20 protein-coding genes and 2 pseudogenes are annotated in these 21,932 nt (G+C 72.4%); 13 read left to right on the top strand and 9 right to left on the bottom strand.

Annotated elements, in window-relative coordinates:
- Window positions 1–47: 47 nt before the first annotated feature.
- From cysD to IH00_RS0119385, 7 genes are all read left to right on the top strand, one after another.
- On the top strand, window positions 48–986 hold the full coding sequence (cysD, locus tag IH00_RS0119355; RefSeq protein WP_031075250.1) for a sulfate adenylyltransferase subunit CysD: 939 nt from the start codon (window positions 48–50) through the stop codon (window positions 984–986).
- Window positions 987–988: 2 nt separating this feature from the next.
- The gene (locus tag IH00_RS0119360) at window positions 989–2,320 is read left to right on the top strand and encodes a sulfate adenylyltransferase subunit 1 (protein WP_031075251.1); all 1,332 of its coding nucleotides are present in this window, start codon (window positions 989–991) and stop codon (window positions 2,318–2,320) included.
- A gap of 229 nt (window positions 2,321–2,549) precedes the next feature.
- Window positions 2,550–3,659 (top strand): aliphatic sulfonate ABC transporter substrate-binding protein, encoded by a 1,110-nt coding sequence (locus IH00_RS0119365; protein ID WP_031075252.1) that lies wholly within the window; start codon window positions 2,550–2,552, stop codon window positions 3,657–3,659.
- Between the two features lie 38 nt (window positions 3,660–3,697).
- Window positions 3,698–4,498, top strand: a complete 801-nt coding sequence (locus tag IH00_RS0119370; RefSeq protein ID WP_078887842.1) for an ABC transporter ATP-binding protein — start codon at window positions 3,698–3,700, stop codon at window positions 4,496–4,498.
- The gene (locus tag IH00_RS0119375; RefSeq protein ID WP_031075256.1) at window positions 4,485–5,375 is read left to right on the top strand and encodes an ABC transporter permease; all 891 of its coding nucleotides are present in this window, start codon (window positions 4,485–4,487) and stop codon (window positions 5,373–5,375) included. The genes IH00_RS0119370 and IH00_RS0119375 overlap by 14 nt, the downstream gene beginning before the upstream one ends.
- 8 nt (window positions 5,376–5,383) lie before the next feature.
- Window positions 5,384–6,214: a sirohydrochlorin chelatase gene (locus IH00_RS0119380; RefSeq protein ID WP_078887843.1), complete on the top strand. Its 831-nt coding sequence runs from the start codon at window positions 5,384–5,386 to the stop codon at window positions 6,212–6,214.
- A gap of 39 nt (window positions 6,215–6,253) precedes the next feature.
- Entirely contained in the window at window positions 6,254–7,108 is an 855-nt protein-coding gene (locus tag IH00_RS0119385) for an aldo/keto reductase (protein ID WP_031075260.1), read from the top strand.
- A 44-nt stretch (window positions 7,109–7,152) separates the two neighbouring features.
- On the opposite strand, the gene IH00_RS0119390 is transcribed toward IH00_RS0119385, so the two are convergent.
- The 3 genes from IH00_RS0119390 to IH00_RS0119400 form a co-directional block, all read right to left on the bottom strand.
- Window positions 7,153–7,713: a DUF1697 domain-containing protein gene (locus IH00_RS0119390; protein ID WP_031075262.1), complete on the bottom strand. Its 561-nt coding sequence runs from the start codon at window positions 7,711–7,713 to the stop codon at window positions 7,153–7,155.
- Between the two features lie 73 nt (window positions 7,714–7,786).
- Entirely contained in the window at window positions 7,787–8,980 is a 1,194-nt protein-coding gene (locus IH00_RS0119395) for a S8 family peptidase (RefSeq protein ID WP_031075264.1), read from the bottom strand.
- Window positions 8,981–9,168: 188 nt separating this feature from the next.
- Complete coding sequence (locus IH00_RS0119400) at window positions 9,169–10,068, bottom strand: LysR family transcriptional regulator (protein WP_039947192.1); 900 nt, start codon at window positions 10,066–10,068, stop codon at window positions 9,169–9,171.
- A gap of 206 nt (window positions 10,069–10,274) precedes the next feature.
- On the opposite strand from IH00_RS0119400, the gene IH00_RS0119405 reads away from it, so the two are divergent.
- Window positions 10,275–10,988, top strand: coding sequence for a type 1 glutamine amidotransferase domain-containing protein (locus IH00_RS0119405; protein WP_031075268.1), 714 nt, complete (start codon window positions 10,275–10,277; stop codon window positions 10,986–10,988).
- Here the strand turns inward: IH00_RS0119405 and mgt are convergent.
- The 4 genes and pseudogenes from mgt to IH00_RS0119425 all read right to left on the bottom strand — a co-directional run bounded on the left by mgt (window position 10,963) and on the right by IH00_RS0119425 (window position 15,333).
- Window positions 10,963–12,209, bottom strand: a pseudogene (gene mgt, locus IH00_RS0119410) (macrolide-inactivating glycosyltransferase). The gene IH00_RS0119405 and the pseudogene mgt sit on opposite strands and share 26 nt — an antisense overlap.
- An 18-nt stretch (window positions 12,210–12,227) precedes the next feature.
- Entirely contained in the window at window positions 12,228–13,529 is a 1,302-nt protein-coding gene (locus tag IH00_RS0119415) for an ABC transporter substrate-binding protein (RefSeq protein WP_031075271.1), read from the bottom strand.
- Entirely contained in the window at window positions 13,529–14,383 is an 855-nt protein-coding gene (locus IH00_RS0119420) for a carbohydrate ABC transporter permease (protein WP_031075272.1), read from the bottom strand. Before IH00_RS0119420 ends, IH00_RS0119415 begins: the two co-directional genes overlap by 1 nt.
- Complete coding sequence (locus IH00_RS0119425; protein WP_031075275.1) at window positions 14,380–15,333, bottom strand: carbohydrate ABC transporter permease; 954 nt, start codon at window positions 15,331–15,333, stop codon at window positions 14,380–14,382. Before IH00_RS0119425 ends, IH00_RS0119420 begins: the two co-directional genes overlap by 4 nt.
- A gap of 134 nt (window positions 15,334–15,467) precedes the next feature.
- On the opposite strand from IH00_RS0119425, the gene IH00_RS0119430 reads away from it, so the two are divergent.
- The 4 genes and pseudogenes from IH00_RS0119430 to IH00_RS44145 all read left to right on the top strand — a co-directional run bounded on the left by IH00_RS0119430 (window position 15,468) and on the right by IH00_RS44145 (window position 17,271).
- Entirely contained in the window at window positions 15,468–16,328 is an 861-nt protein-coding gene (locus IH00_RS0119430; protein WP_031075277.1) for a phosphotransferase enzyme family protein, read from the top strand.
- Window positions 16,329–16,369: 41 nt separating this feature from the next.
- On the top strand, window positions 16,370–16,495 hold the full coding sequence (locus IH00_RS45075; RefSeq protein WP_267882581.1) for a hypothetical protein: 126 nt from the start codon (window positions 16,370–16,372) through the stop codon (window positions 16,493–16,495).
- Window positions 16,464–16,670: pseudogene (locus IH00_RS44140) on the top strand (alpha/beta fold hydrolase); the annotation flags it as partial. The gene IH00_RS45075 and the pseudogene IH00_RS44140, both read left to right, overlap by 32 nt.
- A 115-nt stretch (window positions 16,671–16,785) precedes the next feature.
- The gene (locus IH00_RS44145; protein ID WP_063835407.1) at window positions 16,786–17,271 is read left to right on the top strand and encodes an alpha/beta fold hydrolase; all 486 of its coding nucleotides are present in this window, start codon (window positions 16,786–16,788) and stop codon (window positions 17,269–17,271) included.
- A 7-nt stretch (window positions 17,272–17,278) separates the two neighbouring features.
- On the opposite strand, the gene IH00_RS0119440 is transcribed toward IH00_RS44145, so the two are convergent.
- A complete protein-coding gene (locus IH00_RS0119440; RefSeq protein ID WP_031075278.1) occupies window positions 17,279–18,013 on the bottom strand; it encodes a 3'-5' exonuclease in 735 nt (244 codons plus the stop codon).
- A 111-nt stretch (window positions 18,014–18,124) separates the two neighbouring features.
- On the bottom strand, window positions 18,125–19,366 hold the full coding sequence (locus IH00_RS0119445) for an SAV2148 family HEPN domain-containing protein (RefSeq protein WP_078887844.1): 1,242 nt from the start codon (window positions 19,364–19,366) through the stop codon (window positions 18,125–18,127).
- 411 nt (window positions 19,367–19,777) lie between these two features.
- Here IH00_RS0119445 and glgX point away from each other — a divergent pair, with 411 nt between their 5' ends.
- Window positions 19,778–21,898, top strand: a complete 2,121-nt coding sequence (gene glgX, locus IH00_RS0119450; protein ID WP_031075283.1) for a glycogen debranching protein GlgX — start codon at window positions 19,778–19,780, stop codon at window positions 21,896–21,898.
- Window positions 21,899–21,932 lie beyond the last annotated feature (34 nt).

The following is a 21,932-nucleotide window of genomic DNA, read 5'->3' on the forward strand; positions in this document are numbered from 1 at the left end:
GCCCCTCCGCGCCGCGCGGGCGGAGAAGCTCACGAAGGGGGCACAGCATGACCACCGTCGCCGACAGCGTCGACGAGTCGACCGACAACCCGTACGCCCTGAGCCACCTCGACGCGCTCGAGTCCGAGGCGGTGCACATCTTCCGCGAGGTGGCGGGAGAGTTCGAGCGGCCGGTGATCCTCTTCTCCGGCGGCAAGGACTCCATCGTCATGCTGCACCTGGCCCTGAAGGCGTTCGCCCCGGCGGCGGTCCCCTTCTCGCTGCTGCACGTGGACACCGGGCACAACTTCCCCGAGGTCCTGGAGTACCGCGACCGCACGGTCGAGAAGCACGGCCTGCGGCTGCACGTGGCGTCCGTGCAGGACTACATCGACCGCGGCGTCCTCAAGGAGCGCCCGGACGGCACCCGCAACCCGCTGCAGACGGTGCCGCTGACCGAGGCGATCCAGGAGCACCGGTTCGACGCGGTCTTCGGCGGCGGGCGGCGCGACGAGGAGAAGGCGCGCGCCAAGGAGCGGGTGTTCTCGCTGCGCGACGAGTTCTCGCAGTGGGACCCGCGCCGGCAGCGCCCGGAGCTGTGGCAGCTCTACAACGGCCGCCACGCGCCCGGCGAGCACGTCCGCGTCTTCCCGCTGTCCAACTGGACCGAGCTCGACGTGTGGCAGTACATCGCCCGCGAGGGGATCGAGCTGCCGGAGATCTACTTCGCGCACGAGCGCGAGGTGTTCCGGCGCAACGGCATGTGGCTGACGGCCGGCGAGTGGGGCGGTCCGAAGGACACCGAGACCGTCGAGAAGCGGCTCGTGCGCTACCGGACCGTGGGCGACATGTCCTGCACCGGTGCGGTGGACTCCGGCGCCACCACGCTGGACGCCGTGATCGCCGAGATCGCCGCCTCCCGGCTCACCGAGCGGGGCGCCACGCGCGCCGACGACAAGCTGTCCGAGGCCGCGATGGAAGACCGCAAGCGCGAAGGGTACTTCTAACCATGACCAGCACCACCGAGCAGCTCAGCGCCACCACGCTGCTGCGCTTCGCGACCGCGGGCTCCGTCGACGACGGCAAGTCCACCCTCGTCGGACGGCTGCTGCACGACTCCAAGTCGGTGCTGGCGGACCAGCTGGAGGCCGTGGAGCACGCCTCCCGGTCCCGCGGCCAGGAAGCCCCCGACCTCGCACTGCTGACCGACGGTCTGCGGGCCGAGCGCGAGCAGGGCATCACCATCGACGTGGCCTACCGCTACTTCGCCACGCCCCGGCGCCGGTTCATCCTGGCCGACACGCCCGGTCATGTGCAGTACACCCGGAACATGGTCACCGGCGCCTCCACCGCCGAGCTGACGGTCGTCCTCGTCGACGCCCGCAACGGCGTGGTCGAGCAGACCCGCCGGCACGCGGCGATCGCGGCCCTGCTGCGGGTGCCGCACGTCGTCCTGGCCGTCAACAAGATGGACCTGGTCGGCTACGAGGAGCCCGTCTTCGCGAAGATCGCCAAGGAGTTCACGGCGTACGCGAGCGAGCTGGGCGTCCCGGAGATCACCGCGATCCCGATCTCGGCGCTCGCCGGTGACAACGTGGTGGAGCCGTCCGCGCACATGGACTGGTACGGCGGCCCGACCGTGCTGGAGCACCTGGAGACCGTGCCGGTCAGCCATGACCTGACGGGCTGCCACGCGCGCTTCCCCGTGCAGTACGTGATCCGTCCGCAGACCGCCGAGCACCCCGACTACCGGGGCTACGCCGGGCAGATCGCGGCCGGGACGTTCCGGGTCGGCGAGCGGGTCACCGTCCTGCCGTCCGGCCGTACGTCCACGATCGCCGGGATCGACCTGCTGGGCGAGCCGGTGGACGTGGCCTGGACGCCGCAGTCGGTGACGCTGCTGCTCGCCGACGACATCGACATCTCGCGCGGCGACCTGATCGTGCCGAGCGGCGACGCGCCCGCCACCACGCAGGACATCGAGGCCACGGTCTGCCACGTCGCCGACCAGCCGCTGGCGGTGGGCCAGCGGGTGCTGCTGAAGCACACCACCCGCACGGTCAAGGCGATCGTCAAGGAGATCCCGTCGAAGCTGACGCTGGACGACCTGTCCCAGCACCCGGCTCCCGGGCAGCTCGTCGCCAACGACATCGGCCGGGTCCGGGTGCGCACCGCCGAGCCGCTGGCGATGGACGCGTACGCCGACTCCCGCCGTACCGGATCCTTCCTGCTCATCGACCCCGCCGACGGCACCACCCTCGCGGCCGGGATGGCCGGCGAGTCCTTCGCCACCGCCCGGGCCGCCGCGCCCGAGGCGGACGACGAGGGCTGGGACTTCTGACATGACGCCGACCGATGTCTACGCGACCTTCGCGAAGGAGGGCGGCCGGGTCGGCAGCGGCGCCCTCGGCGCGGGGACCGGGGGTGTCGCGCGATGTGCCCGATGACGCCGCGCCCGCTCCCGTACCACCCGCACCGACGAAGACACACACATGCCGACGACCCGGCCGCGCCACTGACGACGATCAGGAGGCCGTGAGCTCCGGGCCCGACGAGAGGAACACCCTCCCGTGCCTGCCACTTCCCGCACCACCGCCCTGCGCCGCGGCCTCGCCGCAGCCGCCGCACTCCCCCTGCTGATGGGGGCACTCGCCTCCTGCGGCTACGGATCGAAGGCCACCAAGGACACCACGGTCGAGGCCAAGGGCGAGAAGCTCTCGGCCGACGAGGTGCGGCTGGGGTACTTCCCGAACCTGACCCACGCCACGGCGCTGGTGGGGGACCAGGAGGGCATCTTCCAGAAGGAACTGGGCGGCACCCGGCTGAAGGTGTCGACCTTCAACGCCGGGCCGTCGGAGATCGAGGCGCTGAACGCCGACTCCCTCGACATCGGCTTCATCGGCCCCTCCCCCGCCATCAACGGCTACGTCAAGTCCAAGGGCAGCAACCTGCGGATCGTCGGCGGTGCGGCCTCCGGCGGGGTGAAGCTGGTCGTCAACCCCGACAAGATCAAGTCCCTGGCGGACGTCAAGGGCAAGCGCATCGCCACCCCGCAGCACGGCAACACCCAGGACGTCGCCTTCCTCAACTGGGTCGCCGAGCAGGGCTGGACGGTCGACCCGCACAGCGGCAAGGGCGACGTCTCCGTGGTGCGCACGGAGAACAAGGTCGCCCCCGACGCCTACAAGTCCGGTTCGATCGACGGCGCGTGGGTGCCCGAGCCGACCGCGTCCAAGCTGGTGAGCGAGGGCGCGAAGGTGCTGCTGGACGAGGCGTCGCTGTGGCCCGGGAAGAAGTTCGTGATCACGAACATCATCGTGTCGCAGAAGTTCCTCGAGGCGCACCCGGACGTGGTCGAGGCAGTGCTGCGCGGCTCGGTGCGGACCAACGCCTGGATCAACGCCAACCCCGAAAAGGCGAAGGCGTCCGCCAACGCCAAGCTGAAGGCCCTCACCGGCAAGCCGCTGGGTGACAAGGTGATCGGCCCGGCGTGGCCGTCCATCCGGTTCACCGACGACCCGCTGGCCGCCACGCTGCAGGCGCAGGCGGACCACGCGGTGAAGGCGGGCCTGCTGGAGAAGCCCGACCTCAAGGGCATCTACGACCTGAAGCCGCTCAACAAGGTCCTCAAGGCCGAGGGCCGGCCCGCGGTCGCCGACGCCGGTCTCGGCGTCGAGTAACCGACCCGGCTCCCATCCATCCGCATCGCTCCCAGGAGGTGACGACCATGGCCACCACGTTCGCCAAGGCCGAGGACCGTGCGTCGGTGTCGACGCACGCCGCCCGTCTCGAGCACGTCTCGAAGTCCTTCGCCACCCCGGCCGGGCAGCAGCTCGTCCTCGACGACATCTCGCTCGACGTCGCGCCGGGCGAGTTCGTCACCCTCCTGGGCGCGTCGGGCTGCGGCAAGTCGACGCTGCTCAACCTGGTCGCCGGGCTCGACCGGCCGTCCGCGGGGTCGATCGACACCCCGGGCGGCCGGCCCGCCCTGATGTTCCAGGAGCACGCGCTGTTCCCGTGGCTGACGGCGGGCAAGAACATCGAACTGGCGCTGCGGCTGCGCGGCGTCGCCAAGAACGCGCGGCGCGAGGAGGCGGAGCGGCTCCTGGAGCTGGTCCGGCTCAAGGGCTCGTACGGGAAGCGGGTGCACGAGCTGTCCGGCGGCATGCGGCAGCGCGTGGCGCTGGCCCGGGCTCTCGCCCAGGACAGCGACCTGCTGCTGATGGACGAGCCGTTCGCTGCGCTGGACGCCATCACCCGCGATGTGCTGCACGACGAGCTGACCCGGATCTGGCGGGAGACGCGCCTGTCGGTCCTGTTCGTCACGCACAACGTGCGCGAGGCCGTGCGGCTGGCCGAGCGCGTGGTCCTGCTGTCGTCCCGTCCGGGGCGGATCGCCCGGCAGTGGGAGATCGACATCCCGCAGCCGCGCCGTATCGAGGACGCCGCGGTCGCGGAGCTGTCCGTCGAGATCACCGAAGAACTGCGTGGGGAGATCCGCCGTCATGGCCAGCACTGATACGACGACCACGGCGAAGTCCGACGACCTGGCCGGTCTGGAGGCGGGTCTCGACGCGCTCGACGCCGTGCAGGTGGCGCGCACCCCGGTGCGCGACGTCCTGCTGAAGAAGGTCCTGCCGCCGCTGGTGGCCGTCGCGCTGGTGCTGGTGGTGTGGCAGGTCCTGGTGTGGGCGAAGGTCACCGACGAGTACAAGCTGCCGCCGCCGTCCGCGGTGTGGGACAGCCTGACCACCATGTGGCTGGAGGGCACGCTCCTCGACGTGCTGTGGACGAGCGTGTCGCGGGCGCTGCTCGGCTTCCTGATGGCACTGGCCATCGGTACGCCGCTGGGGCTGCTGGTCGCCCGGGTGAAGGTGGTGCGGGCGGCGATCGGCCCGATCCTGTCCGGGCTGCAGTCGCTGCCGTCGGTCGCCTGGGTGGCGCCCGCGGTGCTCTGGATCGGCCTCAACGACTCGATGATGTACGCGGTGATCCTGCTGGGTGCCGTCCCGTCGATCGCCAACGGCCTGGTGGCCGGGGTCGACCAGGTGCCCCCGCTGTTCCTGCGGGCCGGGCGGACGCTCGGCGCGAGCGGGCTGCGGGGCGCCCGGCACATCGTGATGCCGGCCGCGCTGCCCGGCTATCTGGCCGGTCTGAAGCAGGGCTGGGCGTTCTCGTGGCGGTCGCTGATGGCCGCCGAGATCATCGCCTCGTCGCCGGACCTGGGGCTGGGGCTGGGGCAGTTGCTGGAGAACGGCCGCAACAACATCGACATGCCGGGCATCTTCCTGGCGATCATCCTGATCCTGGTCGTCGGCATCGCCATCGACCTGCTGATCTTCAGCCCCCTTGAGCGGACGGTGCTGCGCCGCCGCGGTCTGCTGGTGAAGGGCTGAGCCGCACCATGAACCGTCCCGCCCTCCCGTCACCCGCCACCGCCCTTTCGGGGAAGCGCTTCGCGCCCGCCCTTCCGTCGCCCGCCACCGCCCTGTCGGGGAAGCGCTTCGCGCCCGTGCTTGTGGTCATCGCCCACGGCAGCCGGGACCCGCGGCACGCCGCGACCGTCCACGCCCTGGTGGGCGCGGCGGCCGCGCTGCGGCCGGGGCTGCGGGTGGAGACGGCGTTCCTGGACTTCAACGTCCCGGCGGTGCCTGCGGTGCTGGAGCGGCTGGCGGCGGAGGGGGTCCGCGACGTGGTCGCCCTCCCCCTGCTCCTGACCCGCGCCTTCCACGCCAAGGCCGACATCCCGGCCGTGCTGCGGGAGGCTCCTCCGTCGCTGCGCATCCGGCAGGCGGACGTGCTGGGACCGTCGCCGCTGCTGCTCGCGGCGGTGGAGCGGCGGTTGTACGAGGCGGGCCTGTCGCCCGCCGACAAGGGCTCGACCGGGGTCGTCCTGGCCTCGGCGGGTTCCACGGACCCGGAGGCGATCGCAGTGATCGCTGAAACGGCGCGGGAGCTGCGGCGCACTGGTTGGTGTGCCGTGCGGCCTGCGTTCGCCTCCGCATCTCTTCCCCGGACCGCCGACGCGGTACGGGCGCTGCGCGCCGACGGGGCCGCCCGCGTGGCGGTCGCGCCGTACGTGATCGCGCCCGGCCGCCTGCCGGACCGGATCGCCGAGGGCGCGGCCGGGGCGGACGTCCTCGCCGGCGTCCTCGGGCCGTCCCCGGAACTGGCGCGGCTGCTGCTTGAGCGGTACGACGGGGCGCGGCCCGGCGAGCGGGTGGCCGCGGCGTAGGGCCCGGTGCGGGCGGGGCGCGCCGGTAGAGTCGGGCCCATGACCACGGACACCTTCGTGCTCGGCGGCGACCTGACGGTACGCCGGCTGGGCTTCGGTACGGCGCAGTTGACCGGGCCCGGCTACTGGGGGCCGCGCGGTGCGCGGGCGGACGCGGTGGCGGTGCTGCGGCGCGCGGTGGAGCGAGGCGTCACGCTCGTCGACACGGCCGACAACTACGGCCCCGACCTCGCCGAGGAGCTGGTGGCCGAGGCGCTGCACCCGTACCCGGAGGGTCTGGTGGTGGCGACCAAGGGCGGGGTGGTGCGCACCAGCGACAGCGCCTGGCACATCGCGGGGCGCCCCGAGCAGTTGCGCGCGATGTGCGAGGCGAGCCTGCGCCGGCTGCGGACCGGGACGATCGACCTCTACCAGCTGCACCGGCTGGACCCCGAGGTCCCGGTGGCGGACCAGCTCGGCACGCTCATGGAGCTGCGACGCGAGGGGAAGATCCGGCACATCGGCCTGGACACGGTGTCCGTGGCCCAGCTGGAGCAGGCGCTGGCGCTGGCGCCGGTGGTCTCGGTGCAGAACCGCTTCAACCTGCTCGACCGGGCGTCGGAGGACGTGCTGAAGGCGTGCGAGGCGCACGGGCTGGCGTTCCTGCCCTGGTTCCCGCTGGCGAACGGGGCGCTGACCGGTTCCGCGGCGGCGGAGCTGGACGCGGTCGCCACGCAGCACGGCGCGACCCGGGGGCAGATCGCGCTGGCATGGCTGCTGCACCGCTCACCGGTGCTGCTGCCCACGCCGGGGACCGGCTCCCTGGCGCATCTGGAGGAGAACCTGGACGCCGCGTCCGTGCAGCTCGACGCGGACGACCTCGCCCGGCTGGAGGAGCTCAGCGGTCCTCGCTGAACGGCGTGCCCTGGTGGACGGCCGCCGCCACGGCGGGGGTGTGGTCAGTCACGGGTCATCTCCACCAGTTTGACGACGGTGTTCCAGTTGCGGGTGGTGCCGACGATGCCCTTGTTCAGGGCCGGGCGGGCGAGCGCCTCGGCGAGCTTGGAGCGGCCCAGCCCGTCGGGCGCGTAGAGGTACAGGGCCCGGTCGCCGAGCCTGAACTCCTCGGGGAGGAAGGCACCCTGGTCGAGCGAGGCGTAGCGCTCGGGGCCGACGGGCTCGGAGAAGAAGGTGACGTGGAGCTGCTTGCCCTCCAGCTCGGCGGCGGGGAAGGGGCAGGCGTCGGCGACGGCGCTCAGGTACGGGCCGCTGCGCACCAGGCAGTCGACACGGAAACCGAAGTGCTTCTCGATGGCCTGCTCCAGCTCGGCGCCGAGCGCCCGCTCGTCCCCGGCCCCGGTGCCGGCCGCGGCGGTGAAGACCGCGTTGCCGCTCTGGAGGTAGGTCTGTGCGTCGCCGTGCCCCAGCTCCGTGAGCAGCGCGCGCAGCTGCGCCATCGGGACCTTCTTGTGGCCGCCCACGTTGATGCCGCGCAGCAGCACGGCGTACCTGTTGGTCATGGTCACACCATAAGGCGGCCGCCGCGCCCCGTGGGGGAGGGCACGGCGGCCGCCGGTCATGAGGCCCGGGCCGCTACTCGACGATCTTCAGCAGCTTGTTGGCCGTGCCCTGGCCCGGGTTGCTGATCCGGTCGGCCGTGGCACCATCGGTCAGCGCCTTGGCGACCTGCTCCGGGGTGGCGTCCTTGTGGCCCGCCAGGTAGACGGCGGCGGCACCGACGACATGGGGCGTCGCCATGGAGGTACCGGAGATGGTCTTGGTGCCCCCGTCGCTGTCGTTCCACGTCGAGGTGATGTCGGACCCCGGCGCGTAGAGGTCCACCGCCGCGCCGAAGTTGGAGAAGTCCGACTGCTGGTCGTCCTTGGTGGACGAGGCCACGGTGATGGCCTCCTGGACGCGTGACGGGGAGCCCTGGCCGGCGTCCTGGGACTCGTTGCCGGCGGCGACGCCGAAGGTGACGCCGGAGGCGATCGCCTTGCGGACGGCCTCGTCCAGGGCCTCGTCGGCGCCGCCACCGAGACTCATGTTGGCGACGGAGGGACCCTGGTGGTTCTTGGTGACCCAGTCGATGCCCGCGACGACCTGCTCGGTGGTGCCGGAGCCGTTGTCGTCGAGGACGCGCACGGCGACGATCCTGGCCTTCTTGGCCACGCCGTGCGCGGCGCCTGCGATGGTGCCGGCGACGTGCGTGCCGTGGCCGTTGCCGTCGGTGGCATCGTTGTCGTTGTCGACGGCGTCGAAGCCGGAGACGGCGCGGCCCTCGAAGTCCTTGTGGGTGACGCGCACGCCGGTGTCGATGACGTACGCGGTGACGCCCTCACCCCCGGAGTCGGGGTAGGTGTACGAGCTGTCGCCGGCCGTGTCGGCCTGGTCCACGCGGTCGAGACCCCAGGACGGAGGGTTCGCCTGGGTGGCGCTGATGGTGAACTTCTTGTTCTGCACGACCTTGGATACGGCCGGGTCGGCGGCGAGGCGCTTGGCCTCCGTCTGCGAAAGCCCGCTCGCCGAGAAGCCGTTGACGGCCGAGGTGTAGCTGCGTTCGAGTTCGCCGCCGTACTGCTCGGCGAGCTCGGCCTTGTCCGCCTTTTCGTCCAGCAGGACGATGTAGCTGCCGGCGACGGCACCTTCGGCGCCCAGGCCGTGAACGGTGCCTTCCGCGGGTGCGGGGGCCGCACCGGCGTGAGCGGGGCTGAGGACGGTCACGGTGGCGACCGCGGCTATGGCTGCTGCGAGCTGAAGTCCGCGGGCGCGCTGGTGAGTTGTCATGAAGAGGGAGCTCCTCGTCATCTTTTTGTGGGGGGATCGGCCTCCGGACGGAAGATCTCCGGGGCCTGGTCCGAAACCCTTGCCGATTGACGCGCCCAGATCAAGACCTTCATACGCCTGTGACTTACTCAACAAGTCTTCGTAATACGAAAACGGCGTCAACCCGCCCAAGCCGGAAGGGCGTTGGATCACCAGGTGGGGCCCGCCTCGAGGAGCCGGGCGCGCACCCGGTCCACGTGGGGGTTGTCCGGGGCGCCGGGCCGCTGGACGAGGTAACCGGTGTTGATGGGCGGGTCGTCCGGCTCGTGGAGGGCGACGAGGGTGCCGTCGGCGAGCTCGTCCTGGCACAGGTAGCGCGGCAGCACGGTGAAGCCGGCCCCGGCGACGACCGCGGCCAGGACGCCGCGCAGGTCGGGCACGGTCACGGCGGCCCGGCGCGTGAGGCGCCCGCCGAAGACGTGGCGCCAGTAGCGGCGCGCGATGGGCAGGTCCTCGGCGTACGTGACCAGTGGCGCGGCGTGCAGCGCGGCGGCGCCTTCGGCCGCCAGGCGGGGGGCGAGGCGCTCGGCCCAGGAGGGTGCCGCCACCAGGACGAACTCCTCGTCCGCCAGCGGCACCGCCACCAGCGTCCGGCCGCGCGGGCGGTGGGTGGAGACGACCAGGTCGTGGCGGCCGGCCCGGAGCTCGTCGAGGAGCGCGTCGGTCAGCCCGGTGGCCACGCGCAGCTGCACCCCGTCGGCGACGAGCGGGGCCAGGGCGGGCAGGGCGCGGGTGCACAGCAGCTCGGCGGGCCCGGCGAGGTGGACGGGAGCGGCGCGGCTCTCGTCGGGGACGCCGGGCCCCGTGGCGGCGGCGAGCGCGTCGAGGGGGGCCGCGACGCGGGCGGCGAGCTCGTCGGCGACCGGGGTCGGGCGCACCCCGCGCGGCAGCCGCTCGAACAGCTCGCGTCCCGTCTGGCGTTCCAGGGTGCGGATCTGGGTGGTCACCGTGGGCTGGGAGAGCCCGAGCAGCTGGGCGGCCGCGGTGAAGGAACCGGAGCGGTGGACGGCGAGGAAAGTGCGCAGCAGATTGAGATCCGGCTGCGCCATGGGGGCAGGGCCATCGGGATTCCTATGGATCACGCGCCGGAGTCTACGGTCTCCCGATGGGACGGGCCGCCGGTCGACCCATGCGATTCCCGATGGCTGCCATTGGCTGTTCCATTGGATCCCTATGGCGGATCGGCCTACCGTCGAGGACGTAACCGCACCACCGACCCGGGCCCGGCGGGGGCCCGCTCCCCCGGAGGAACACCATGTCGAAGATCCTTTTCGTGATGACGGGCGCCACCCACTGGACGCTCACGGACGGCACCGAGCACCCCACCGGCTTCTGGGCCGAGGAGGCCGTCGCCCCGTACGAGGCCTTCAGGGCGGCGGGCCACGAGATCGTGGTCGCCACGCCCGGCGGCGTCGTGCCGCAGGCGGACGCCGGCAGCCTGACGGCCGAGGCCAACGGCGGCCAGGAGAACGCCGACCGGATCGCCGGGGCCCTCGCCGCCATGGACGAACTGCGCAGCCCGATCGCCCTGGAGGACGTCTCCCTCGACGACTACGCGGCCGTCTTCTACCCCGGCGGCCACGGCCCGATGGAGGACCTCGCCGTCGACGCCGGCTCCGGCCGGCTGCTCACCCTCGCCCTGCGCTCCGGCACGCCGCTCGGAGTCGTCTGCCACGGCCCGGCCGCCCTGCTCGCCGCGGTCGCGGAGGACGGCTCGAACGCGTTCGCCGGGTACCGGCTGACGGGCTTCACCAACGCCGAGGAGACCCAGGCCGGGCTCGCCGACAAGGCGCCGTGGCTGCTGCAGGACCGGCTCGTCGCGGCGGGCGCGGACTTCCAGGAGGGCGAGCCGTGGGCCCCGAACGTGGTGGTCGACCGGAACCTGGTCACCGGGCAGAACCCGGCCTCCTCCGCGTCGGTCGCCACCGAACTGCTCGCACTGCTCAAGCAGTCGGCCGTACGAGCCTGAGCTCCGCCTCGATGAGGTCCGCCGCACGCCGGGTACCGCCCTCGGCGGCCATCCGCAGCCGCAGCTCCGCCGACCTCCGGGCGACCTCGGGGTCGGCGGTCAGTTCCAGGACGGCCGTGCGCAGGGCGTCGGCGGTGGCCTCCTCCCTCGGGAGGTGGCGCGCGACGCCGAGCGACGCCAGCATCCCGGCGTTGCCGAACTGGTCGACCGCCTGCGGTACGGCGACCATCGGCGTCCCCGTGGCGAGGCCCTCCTGGCAGCCGCCCGCGCCCGCGTGCGTGATGAAGGCGTCGGCCTTGCGCAGGATCGCCGGCTGGGGCACCCAGTCGTGGACCTCGATGTTCCCGGGCACGTCGCCGAGCTCGGCGGGATCGACGTGCTTGCCGATCTGGAGCACGACGTGCCACCCGGGCAGGTCGCCGAACGCCTCGACGCACTCGCGGTAGAAGCCGGGCTGCTTGGTGAAGGTGGAGCCGAGCGAGACGAGCAGCACCTTCCCGGCGCCGGGCGGACGCCGCCACTCCCCCTGTTCGGCGCGGTCGCCCTGACAGGCGCCGACGAAGGCGTAGACGGACTCGTCCACGCGGTCCGCGTTCGGCTGGAGCGCCTTGGGGATCAGCACGACGGCCTTGCGCGGCCGGGCGATCAGCCGGTCGGGGTGGGTGTCGATGCCGTTCTCCGCGAGCCACGCCTCGAAGCGCGCGTAGTACGCCCTGCCGCGCTCGGATGCCTTGAGGTCCGCGTACATCGGGTCGAGGACCTCTTCCTCGTACCCCTCCCAGGGCACCAGGTTCGGCCAGAGGGATACGGCGGGGACACCCCACCGGTGGGCGAGGACGGGCGCCGGGTAGGCGGTGATGTCGTGCAGGACGAGGTCGGGTTCGTCGCCCTCGAACGCCGCCGCGAGCTGTGGCAGCACCTGGACGGCATCGCTCAGGAACGGCTCGATGTTGTCGATCAGCTCCGTCCCCCACGCATCCGGGTCGTCGTCCGTCGGCAGGGTCGAGGTGTAGATCACCGGTTCCGCGCCGGTGGCGGCGACCTTGTCGGCGAAAGAGGCGGGGATCGCGTAGCTGACGCGGTGCCCGCGGGCGACGAGCTCCCGGATGACGTCGAGGCTCGGGTTCACGTGCCCATGGGCGGCGATGGAGAACATGGCGATATGGGCACGGTCTGCTGTGGTCATGATCCGAGGCTAACGAGACGAGACGTCTCGTGCAATCAATATTCCGTCGAGCGTCAGCGCTGATAGCGGGCGAGCACCAGGTTCCCGTCCTCGACCAGCCGCTCCTCCAGTTCGCCGGCGTCGATGGCACCGCTGTAGTACTCCTGGAACGCCGGTGTGGCGACCTTGTCCTTCCACTCCGGGTAGCCCCGCACGGACTGCGCCGGAGCGGGGCGCAGGTGCCCGGCCAGCGCCACGCCGGTCGCCCAGCCGTGTTCGGTCGTGCGCAGCGACGGATCGGCGAGCGCCCGCTTCCCGGTCGGCAGCATCCAGTCGCCGCGCGCGAGGCGGACCATGTTGCGCGGCTGGAGCAGGAAGTCGAGGAACCGTGCGGCCTCCTTCTTGTACGGGCTGGCCTCGGCGATCGAGAGGGTCTGCGGGCTGACGCCCTGGGCGAGGCCCTCCTCGCCCGCGGGTGCGGGCAGCACCGTCCAGGCGAAGTCCTCGGGTGCCTGCTGCACGATCTGCTGGCGGTACGAGAAGCCGAGCGGGACCATCGCGTACCGGCCGCCGAAGAGACCGGGCAGCGTGTCGGAGCCGCCCATGCCGAGGGTGGAGCGGGACGCGGTGCCGTCGGTGCCGATCTGCTCGCGGACGGTCCGGGGCACCACGGCGTCGCCGTCCGTGAACCGGATGCGGACCTTGCCGTCGTCCCCCTGGTGGAAGAGGCGGCCGCCCGCCGAGAGCCCGAGGTTGAGCGAGACGGAGACGGGCTCCTTCAGCGGCCAGGCGACGGCGTGGGCCCCCTTCCCCATCACGGCCTGCATCCGGCGCGCGGCGTGCCGGAACTCCGGCCACGTCCACGGCTCCTCCGGGGTCGGGATGCGGACCCCGGACTTCTCCAGCACCCTCTTGTCGGCGATGACGACGCGCGGCTCCTGGAGGAACGGCACGCCGTACACGCCCTCCCCGAAGGTGGTGGTCCGCCAGCTGTGCTCGGGGATGTCGGCCTTCAGCCGGGCGGACAGCAGGCCGCGCAGATCGGCGAGGTGGCCCCCGTGGGCGAAGTCGGCGAGGTCGTCGGAGGCGTCATGGATGATGTCGGGCGCCTCGCCGCCCTCGAAGGAGGTGAGGAGCTGGTCGTGGACGCTGTCCCAGCTGCCCTGCACGTACTGCACCCGGATGTCGGGGTGGGCGGCGTTCCACTCCGCGACGAGCTCCTTGTTGGCATCGACGGACTCCTTCTGCCAGGCGAGCGACTGGAAGCGCAGGACGGTCCGGCCGTCCTGCCCCCCGCCCCCGTCGCCGGAGCATCCGGTGCCGGGGAGCAGCAGGGCGAAGGCGGCGGCCACGGCGGCGAAGCGGGCGGCGCGCATCAGGACTTCACCGCCCCGGCGAGCATGCCGCCCGTGATCCACTTCTGGATGAGCGCGAAGACGACCAGCGACGGAAGCGTGGCGAGGAACGCGGCCGCGGCGAGCGGGCCGAGGTCCGCGACGCCCTCCGCGCCCAGGAAATGGGTGAGGACGACCGGCAAGGTCTGCTTCTCCGGGGTCTTGAGCAGGACGAGCGCGAAGAAGAACTCGTTCCATGCGGTGATGAAGGCGAAGAGCGCGGTGGCGGCGATACCGGGCGCGAGCAGCGGCGCGGTGACCGACAGGAGCGTACGGAGCCGGCCCGCGCCGTCGACCGCCGCGGCCTCCTCCAGCTCGGCCGGGACGGCCCGTACGTACCCCATGAGCATCCACAGCGCGAACGGCAGCGACCACACGACGTACACCATGACCAGCCCGGACAGCGTGTTGATCAGATGCAGGTTCTTCAGGACCAGGAACAGCGGGATGATCACCAGGACGAACGGGAACGCCTGGCTGACCACGACCCACGCGCCGGCGGCGGCGGACAGCCTCCCCCGGCGCCGCGCCGTCACATAGGCCATGGGGGTCGCGACGACGACGGCGATCAGCGCCGCGCTCGCCGCCGCCACCAGGCTGTTGGCCGCGGCGCCGAGCAGCGGCTGTTCACCGAAGGCCTGGCGGAAGTTGGCGAGGGTGGGCTCGTCGGGGATCCAGGCGGGGTGCAGGGAGGCGAGCTCCCGGGCGGGCTTGAAGGCGGTGGAGACCAGCCAGAGGAACGGGAAGGCGAGGAAGGCCAGGTACCCGAGGAGGGCCAGGTACTGGCCGGCCCGGGCCGGCCCGCGGGCGCGCGGCCCGGTGCGGACACCGCTCACCGGTCCCCGCCTCCTTTCAGTCGTCCCACCAGGTACAGGGCGAGGAGTACGGAGATCACGGCGACCATCACGCAGCCCATCGCCGCCGCGTAGCCGAACTGGCCGTACCGGAAGGCCTCCTCGTAGGCGAAGAGCATCGGCAGCCGGGTGCGCCCGCCGGGCCCGCCGCTGGTCAGCACGTACACCAGGGCGAAGGCGTTGAAGTTCCAGATGAAGTTGAGCGCCGTGATGGCGAGGGCGACCGGCTTGAGCGCGGGCCAGGTGACGGTACGGAACCGGCGCCACGCGCCCGCGCCGTCCAGTGCCGCGGCCTCGTGCAGTTCCTGCGGGGTGTTCTGGAGCCCGGCCAGCAGCGCCACGGTGGTCTGCGGCATGCCCGCCCAGACGCCGACGACGATCACGGCGGGCAGGGCGGTGGCGAGTCCGGTGAGCCAGGCGTGCCCGCCGCCGAGGCCCAGATCGCGCAGGGTCTCGTTGAGGACGCCGGCGTCGGGGTGGTAGACGAGCCGCCACATGATGCCGACGACCACCTCGGGCATGGCCCAGGGGATGATGGCCAGGGCCCGTACCGGCCAGCGGAGACGGAGGTCCTGGTTCAGCAGCAGCGCCAGGCCCAGCGCCAGGACGAACTGCGGGACGGTGACACCGGCCGCCCAGAGCAGGCCGATGCGGAAGGACTCCCAGAACAGCGTGTCGTGCGCCAGGTCCTGGAAATTGAGCGTGCCGATCCACCGGGTGGACGTGGTGCGCCCCGACTGGGCGTCCGTGAAGGCCAGCGCGATGCCGTACAGCAGCGGGCCGACACTGAGCACCAGGATGGGCAGCAGGGCGGGCAGCACGAGGAACCACGCCCCGTGGTCCACCGGCAGCCGCTCGGGCCGCCGCACCGGCCGGCCCGGGGGCCCGCCGGCCTTCCCGCCGGTCCCCCGCACTGCGGTTGCCGATGTCAAGGAATCGCCCCCTTTGTCAAGGTGAGCCGGCCTGGCGTCATCGTCCTGACGGGTCGTCGGTTCGTCAAGCAGCCGTGCGCGGATGGGAGACTTGGCCGGATGGGCTGACGGACACGTGTGTGCGGAGGGACGCGATGGACGAGGCGCGGGCGCGGGAGGTCCTGGCCGCCGCCGGGGTGGAGCCGGTGCGCTCCGGGGCGGCACTGCTGGCCCTCGGCGAGAACGCGGTCTTCGCCGCCGGCGACCTGGTCGTCAAGGTCGGCCGCGGCGCGGAGCTGCTGGAGCGCGCCGAGCGGGAGGTGGCCGTCGCCGCCTGGCTGGAGGAGTCCGGCATCCCGGCCGTCCGGGCCGCCGAGCCCAAGCCGCGGCTGGTGGACGGCCACCCGGTGACCGTGTGGCACCGGCTGCCCGCTGCCGTGCGCCCGGCCGAGCCGCGGGACCTGGCCCCGCTGCTGCGCCGCGTCCACGCCCTGCCCGAGCCGTCCTTCGCGCTGCCGCGCCGGGACCTGCTGGGCGGTGTGGAGCGCTGGCTGCGCCTCGCGGGCGAGGCGATCGACCCGGCGGACGCGGCGTTCCTGCGGGAACGGCGCGACGGCTTCGCCGCGGCGGCCGCCGCGCTCACCCCGCACCTGACGCCGGGCCCTCTCCACGGCGACGCGCTGCCCCGCAACGTCCACATCGGCCCGGACGGGCCCGTCCTGGTCGACCTGGAGACGTTCTCCTCGGACCTCAGGGAGCACGATCTGGTGGTGCTGGCGCTCTCCCGGGACAGGTACGGACTCGACCCGGCGGCCTACGACGCGTTCACCGCGGCGTACGGGTGGGACGTGCGCGCGTGGGAGGGCTGTGCCGTGCTGCGCGGCGCCCGCGAGACCGCGAGCTGCGCGTGGGTGGCGCAGCACGCCCCCACGAACCCGAAGGCGCTCGCCGAGTTCCGCCGCCGGGTGGCCTCCCTGCGCGACGGCGACCCGGCGGTGCGCTGGTACCCGTTCTGACGTCGTGGAGCTCCCTGCCCGTCCGCCGCAGGAGGACCGAGATGCGCATGGAGACCGGTGACGTCACGCTCGAGGTGCGGGACAGCGGGACCGGCGGTGAGGCTGTCCTGCTGGTGCACGGCTTCCCCGACACCCATGCGCTCCGCGCCCCCAGGTGGCGGCGCTGAACGCCGCCGGGTACCGCACGATCGCCCCGACCTGCGCGGGTTCGGCGGCTCCGGCCGCCCGGTGGACACCGCGGCGTACGCCCCCGACCGCTCCGTGGCCGATCTGCTGGAGCTGCTCGACCGGCTGGGGATCGAGCGCGCTCACCTGGTCGGGCACGACTGGGGATCCGCCGTCGTGCAGGGCCTGGCGAGGACCGCCCCGGAGCGGGCAGCCGGCCTGTCCCTGCTGTCGGCGGGGCACCTGGGCGGCTGCTGTCGGCGGCTGGGAGCAGCGCGAGCGCTCCTGGTACGTGCTGCTGTTCCAGCTCGCGGGGCTCGCCGAGGAGTGGCTGTCCCACGACGACGTCGCGAACCTGCGGGAGATACTGGCGGAGCATCCGGACGCCGAGGAGGTTGTGGAGCGGATGCGGGAACCGGGCGCACTGACCGCCGCACTGGCGGTGTACCGCGCGGGCCTGCCGCCCGAGGCGCTCTGCGGCCCTCCGGTGCCGCTGCCGCCGCTGCCGGGTCCGGTCCTGGGCGTGGGGAGCTCGGGCGACCGGTTGCTCACCGAACAGTCGATGACCGGCACGGAGAAGCACGTCGACGGTCCGTGGCGCTACGAGCGGGTGGAGAACGCCGGGCACTGGCTGCCGCTGGAGGCGCCGGAGCGTGTGAACGGGCTGCTGCTCGACTTCCTCGCCGAGTGCCGGGCGTCGGCACAGGCCGGGGGCCGGTACCGGACGGGACGAGGACCGGGCGAGGGACGGCTCCCGGTGGGCACCCGGGGAGCCTGACGCGGCCTCAGCCGGCTGCCTGGGTCACCGCGGGCGTCAGCTCACGCAGGGGCCAGGCCGGGTCTATGACCGCGTCCGGGGTGCCCTTGCGGCGCAGGAAGCTCTGGAAGTCGGCGGCCCACTGCGCGTACCACCCGATCTGCCGCTCGTGCAGCTCCCCCGCCGTCAGCGCGCCGACCGAGGCGTGCCGCTCGGCTATGGCACGGGCCACCTGGACCGCGGCGAGCGCGTCGGCGGCCGCCTGGTGCGCGCCGTCGAGCACGACGCCGTACTCGCCGCACACCGCCTCCAGGTTCCGCTTGCCCCGCCGGTAGCGGTCGACGGCCCGGTCGATGGTGTACGGGTCGACGACCGGCCCGATCGCCGCGCCGCCCAGCCGCTCGCTCAGGCCCGGCAGCCCGTGGCGCCGCAACTCCGCCGTGAGCAGCGTCAGGTCGAAGGCGGCGTTGTAGGCGACGACCGGCACGCCGCGCTCCCAGTACCCGACGAGGGTGCCGGCGAGCTCGTCGGCGACCTCCCGGGCGGGGCGGCCCTCGGCCGCGGCGCGCTCGCTGCTGATGCCGTGGATCGCCGAGGCCTGCGCGGGGATGAGGATGCCCGGATCGGCCAGCCACTCGCGGCGCACCACCGTCTCCCCGCCCCGTACCTCGATGACCGCGGCCGTCACGATGCGCGCTTCGAGCGGCTCCGTGCCCGTCGTCTCCAGGTCGAAGCCGACCAGCGTCTCCCCGTGCCAGCCCATGCTGAACCTCCTTGTGGTGCGGTGGTGCGCCCCCCGTTCGGTGCACTCCCCCGTTGGCTCTTCACCTTCGCACGCACCACTGACAATCGGTCCCGCACGCCGGGACGGGGCTCACGAGACCGGCCGGGAGTCGGCCCACACCGACTCGAACTCCTCGCGGTACGTCTCGAACAGCCCGTGGTCGGGTTCGGGTCCCGAGGTGACGACCGGCCGTCTGCCGCCGCGCAGCACCAGCACCGGCGCCTCCATCCCGCGGGCCCGGCGCAGATAGCTCTGCACGACGGCAACGCCGTCCGGTCCGTCCCCGTCCACCAGATAGGCGGTGAAGCGGGGGGTCTCGTCGAAGACCTGGATCTCGAAGGCGCCGGGGTCGCGCAGCCGGGAGCGGACGCGTCGCATGTGGAGGATGTTCATCTCCACAGAGCGGCTCAATTCACCCTTTTTGATCCCGAGTTCCCTTTCGCGCCGTTTCACGGCGCTACTGGCTGGATTGAGGAAGAGCAGCCGTATCCGGCAGCCGGACTCGGCGAGCCGCACCAGCCGCCGCCCGGAGAAGTTCTGCACCAGCAGGTTCAGGCCTATGCCGATCGCGTCGAGGCGCCGCGCCCCGCCGAAGAGGTCCTCGGCGGGCAGCTGCCGCTGCAGCCGCACCCGGTCGGGGTGGACGGAGACCACGTCCGCGTACCGGTCCCCGACGAGGTCCTCCACCGCGTCGACCGGCAGCCGGTGCGCGGACGGCACGCCCGCGCCTCCCCCCAGGATCTCCAGCAGACGTGCGGAGGCCCGTTCCGACTGGTCGAGCACGGTACGCGACAGGGCACGGTTGCGGGAGACCACGTTGCGGGTGACCTCCAGCTCGTCCAGGGCCAGCTCCACCTCGCGCCGGTCGTCGAAGTAGGGCTCGAAGCAGGGCCAGTGCTGGACCATCAGCTCGCGCAGCTGGGGCAGGGTGAGGAAGCTGAGCACATTGTCGTCGGCGGGGTCCAGGAGGTAGCCCTTGCGCCGCGACACCTCCCGTACGGCGACGGCCCGCTGCACCCACTCCTGTCCGGCGGGGCCGGCCGCGGCCACCACCCAGTCCTCGCCGTGGACCGGCTCGTAGATGGGCCGCAGCACGGCGGCCACCACGGCCCGCAGCCGCTGTTCGACCAGATTCAGCCAGATGTACGCGCGCCCGGCCCGCTGGGCGCGGGTGCGCACCTCGCTCCAGGCCTCCGCGTCCCAGTCCAGCTCCGCACCGATCTCCATCGGCCGGGCGAGTGAGACCGCGCCGGGCGGGACATCAGCGGGGTCAGTGGAGTCCCCCTCATGACCTGCGTCACCTGGGGGCAGCTCCAGCCCTCCCGAGCTCACCCGCGCACCGCCTTCAGTCCTCCGGACACCCGTCTTCAACGATCAAGGAAGGGTACTCCGGGAGCGGGAGGCGGTGCAGCCGGATGCACAGGCTCCTTCGCCAACCTGCTTGATGCGCCGGGCCGTTCCCGTCACCGGTATGCGGCGGAGTGAGCGGATTCATAATGGCTGCGCCCCTGCGGCGGCTCCGTCCGGCCCCCGGCGCCGCTCCGCGCGGCCCGCCGGCGGGCCCCGGCACCCCGGGCGACGCGCCGGAACGCGAGGTTGACCGGGGCAACCGGGCGGGCGGCGGAGGATGGCCGAGGGTGGCCGGACACGGGCACCTCAGTCCTAGGAGCTCGCGCCACTTTCGTGGAGGATCTGGCTCGAACAACCCCCAGAACCCGGATCAGAAGTGGAAGAGTCTTATCTATGCAGGTCTGGCCGGGACAGGCGTATCCGCTCGGCGCCACGTACGACGGCGCCGGAACCAACTTCGCGGTCTTCTCCGAGGCCGCCGACCGGGTCGAGTTGTGCCTTCTGCACGACGACGGCTCAGAAACCGCGGTGGAACTGCGCGAGACCGACGCGTTCGTACGGCACGCGTACCTGCCCGGCGTGATGCCGGGGCAGCGGTACGGGTTCCGGGTCCACGGGCCGTACGCGCCGGAGCACGGGCAGCGCTGCAACTCCGCGAAACTGCTCCTCGACCCGTACGCGCGGGCGGTCGCCGGCGCCGTCGACTGGGGTGAGGCGGTGTACGGCTACCACTTCGGCAGACCGGACTCCCGCAACGACCTCGACTCGGCGCCGCACATGATGGCCTCCGTCGTGGTCAACCCCTACTTCGACTGGGGCGACGACCGCCCGCCCCGTACGGACTACCACCGGACCGTGATCTACGAGGCCCACGTCAAGGGCCTGACGATGCTCCATCCGGCCCTGCCGGACGAGCTGCGCGGGACGTACGCGGGCCTCGCCCATCCGGCGGTGATCGAGCACCTGACCGAACTGGGGGTGACGGCGCTCGAATTGATGCCGGTCCACCAGTTCGTCAACGACCACCGGCTGGTGGACACGGGCCTGGCGAACTACTGGGGCTACAACACCATCGGCTTCTTCGCCCCCCACAACGCGTACGCGTCCTGGGGAGACCGGGGCCAGCAGGTGCTGGAGTTCAAGTCGGCGGTGCGCGCGCTGCACCAGGCGGGCATCGAGGTCATCCTGGACGTGGTCTACAACCACACCGCCGAGGGCAACCACCTGGGCCCGACACTCTCCTTCCGGGGCCTGGACAACGCCTCGTACTACCGCCTCGCCGACAATCCCCGGTACTACATGGACACCACCGGAACCGGGAACTCGCTGCTCATGCGGTCGCCGCACGTGCTGCAGCTGATCATGGACTCGCTGCGGTACTGGGTGACGGAGATGCACGTCGACGGATTCCGCTTCGACCTGGCGGCGACCCTCGCCCGCCAGTTCCACGAGGTGGACCGGCTGTCGTCCTTCTTCGACCTGGTGCAGCAGGACCCGGTGGTCAGCCAGGTCAAGCTGATCGCGGAGCCGTGGGACGTCGGCGAGGGCGGCTACCAGGTGGGCAACTTCCCGCCCCTGTGGACCGAGTGGAACGGCAAGTACCGGGACACCGTGCGCGACCTGTGGCGGGGCGAGCCGCGCACACTCGCCGAGTTCGCCTCGCGGCTCACCGGCTCCTCGGACCTGTACCAGGACGACGGGCGGCGCCCCCTCGCCTCGGTGAACTTCGTGACCTGCCACGACGGCTTCACGCTGCGCGACCTGGTCTCGTACAACGACAAGCACAACGAGGCGAACGGCGAGGGCAACCGCGACGGCGAGAGCTACAACCGCTCGTGGAACTGCGGCACGGAGGGCGACACCGACGACGAGGGCGTGCGCGAGCTGCGGATGCGGCAGATGCGCAACTTCATCGCCACCCTGATGCTGTCGCAGGGCGTGCCGATGCTGAGCCACGGCGACGAGTTCGGGCGCACCCAGGGCGGCAACAACAACGCGTACTGCCAGGACAACGAGATCGCCTGGGTGCACTGGCCCGACCAGGACGCGGACGAGGCCAGGTCGCTGCTGGAGTTCACCCGTTCGATGGTGTGGCTGCGGCGCGACCACCCGGTCTTCCGGCGGCGCCGCTTCTTCCACGGGCGGCCGGTGGAGGGTACGCACGACGAGCTGTCGGACATCTCCTGGTTCACCCCGGAGGGTGAGGAGATGGGCGTACGGGACTGGCAGGCGGCGCACGCGAAGGCCCTGTCGGTGTTCCTGAACGGGAGCGCGATCTCCGAGCCGGGCCCGCGCGGGGAGCGCATCGCGGACGACTCGTTCCTGCTGATGTTCAACGCCAGCGCCGAGGATCTGGAGTTCGTCGTTCCGGTGAACCACGGGCGCCAGTGGCAGGTGGTGGTCGACACGGCCGTCCCCGAGGGCATCGAGCCCGGACAGGGCGCGAAGGTGGCGGCCGGCGACCGGCTCACGCTGATCGGCCGCAGCCTGACGGTCCTGCGCCGTCCCGGTTAGGCGGGAGGCGGGGCACGGAGGCGGGGCGGGGGCG

Origin of the sequence: Streptomyces sp. NRRL S-118 (assembly GCF_000716335.1) — a bacterium.
Lineage (GTDB): Bacteria > Actinomycetota > Actinomycetes > Streptomycetales > Streptomycetaceae > Streptomyces.

What these genes read in the sequence shown, in the direction of transcription:
- cysD (WP_031075250.1), top strand. Translation starts at nt 48, where the DNA reads ATGACCACCGTCGCCGACAGCGTCGACGAGTCGACCGACAACCCGTAC.
- IH00_RS0119380 (WP_078887843.1), top strand. Translation starts at nt 5,384, where the DNA reads ATGAACCGTCCCGCCCTCCCGTCACCCGCCACCGCCCTTTCGGGGAAG.
- IH00_RS45075 (WP_267882581.1), top strand. Translation starts at nt 16,370, where the DNA reads ATGCGCATGGAGACCGGTGACGTCACGCTCGAGGTGCGGGACAGCGGG.
- IH00_RS0119375 (WP_031075256.1), top strand. Translation starts at nt 4,485, where the DNA reads ATGGCCAGCACTGATACGACGACCACGGCGAAGTCCGACGACCTGGCC.
- IH00_RS0119385 (WP_031075260.1), top strand. Translation starts at nt 6,254, where the DNA reads ATGACCACGGACACCTTCGTGCTCGGCGGCGACCTGACGGTACGCCGG.
- IH00_RS0119440 (WP_031075278.1), bottom strand. Translation starts at nt 18,013, where the DNA reads ATGGGCTGGCACGGGGAGACGCTGGTCGGCTTCGACCTGGAGACGACG.
- IH00_RS0119405 (WP_031075268.1), top strand. Translation starts at nt 10,275, where the DNA reads ATGTCGAAGATCCTTTTCGTGATGACGGGCGCCACCCACTGGACGCTC.
- IH00_RS0119430 (WP_031075277.1), top strand. Translation starts at nt 15,468, where the DNA reads ATGGACGAGGCGCGGGCGCGGGAGGTCCTGGCCGCCGCCGGGGTGGAG.
- IH00_RS0119390 (WP_031075262.1), bottom strand. Translation starts at nt 7,713, where the DNA reads ATGACCAACAGGTACGCCGTGCTGCTGCGCGGCATCAACGTGGGCGGC.
- IH00_RS0119415 (WP_031075271.1), bottom strand. Translation starts at nt 13,529, where the DNA reads ATGCGCGCCGCCCGCTTCGCCGCCGTGGCCGCCGCCTTCGCCCTGCTG.
- IH00_RS0119395 (WP_031075264.1), bottom strand. Translation starts at nt 8,980, where the DNA reads ATGACAACTCACCAGCGCGCCCGCGGACTTCAGCTCGCAGCAGCCATA.
- IH00_RS0119360 (WP_031075251.1), top strand. Translation starts at nt 989, where the DNA reads ATGACCAGCACCACCGAGCAGCTCAGCGCCACCACGCTGCTGCGCTTC.
- IH00_RS0119400 (WP_039947192.1), bottom strand. Translation starts at nt 10,068, where the DNA reads ATGGCGCAGCCGGATCTCAATCTGCTGCGCACTTTCCTCGCCGTCCAC.
- glgX (WP_031075283.1), top strand. Translation starts at nt 19,778, where the DNA reads ATGCAGGTCTGGCCGGGACAGGCGTATCCGCTCGGCGCCACGTACGAC.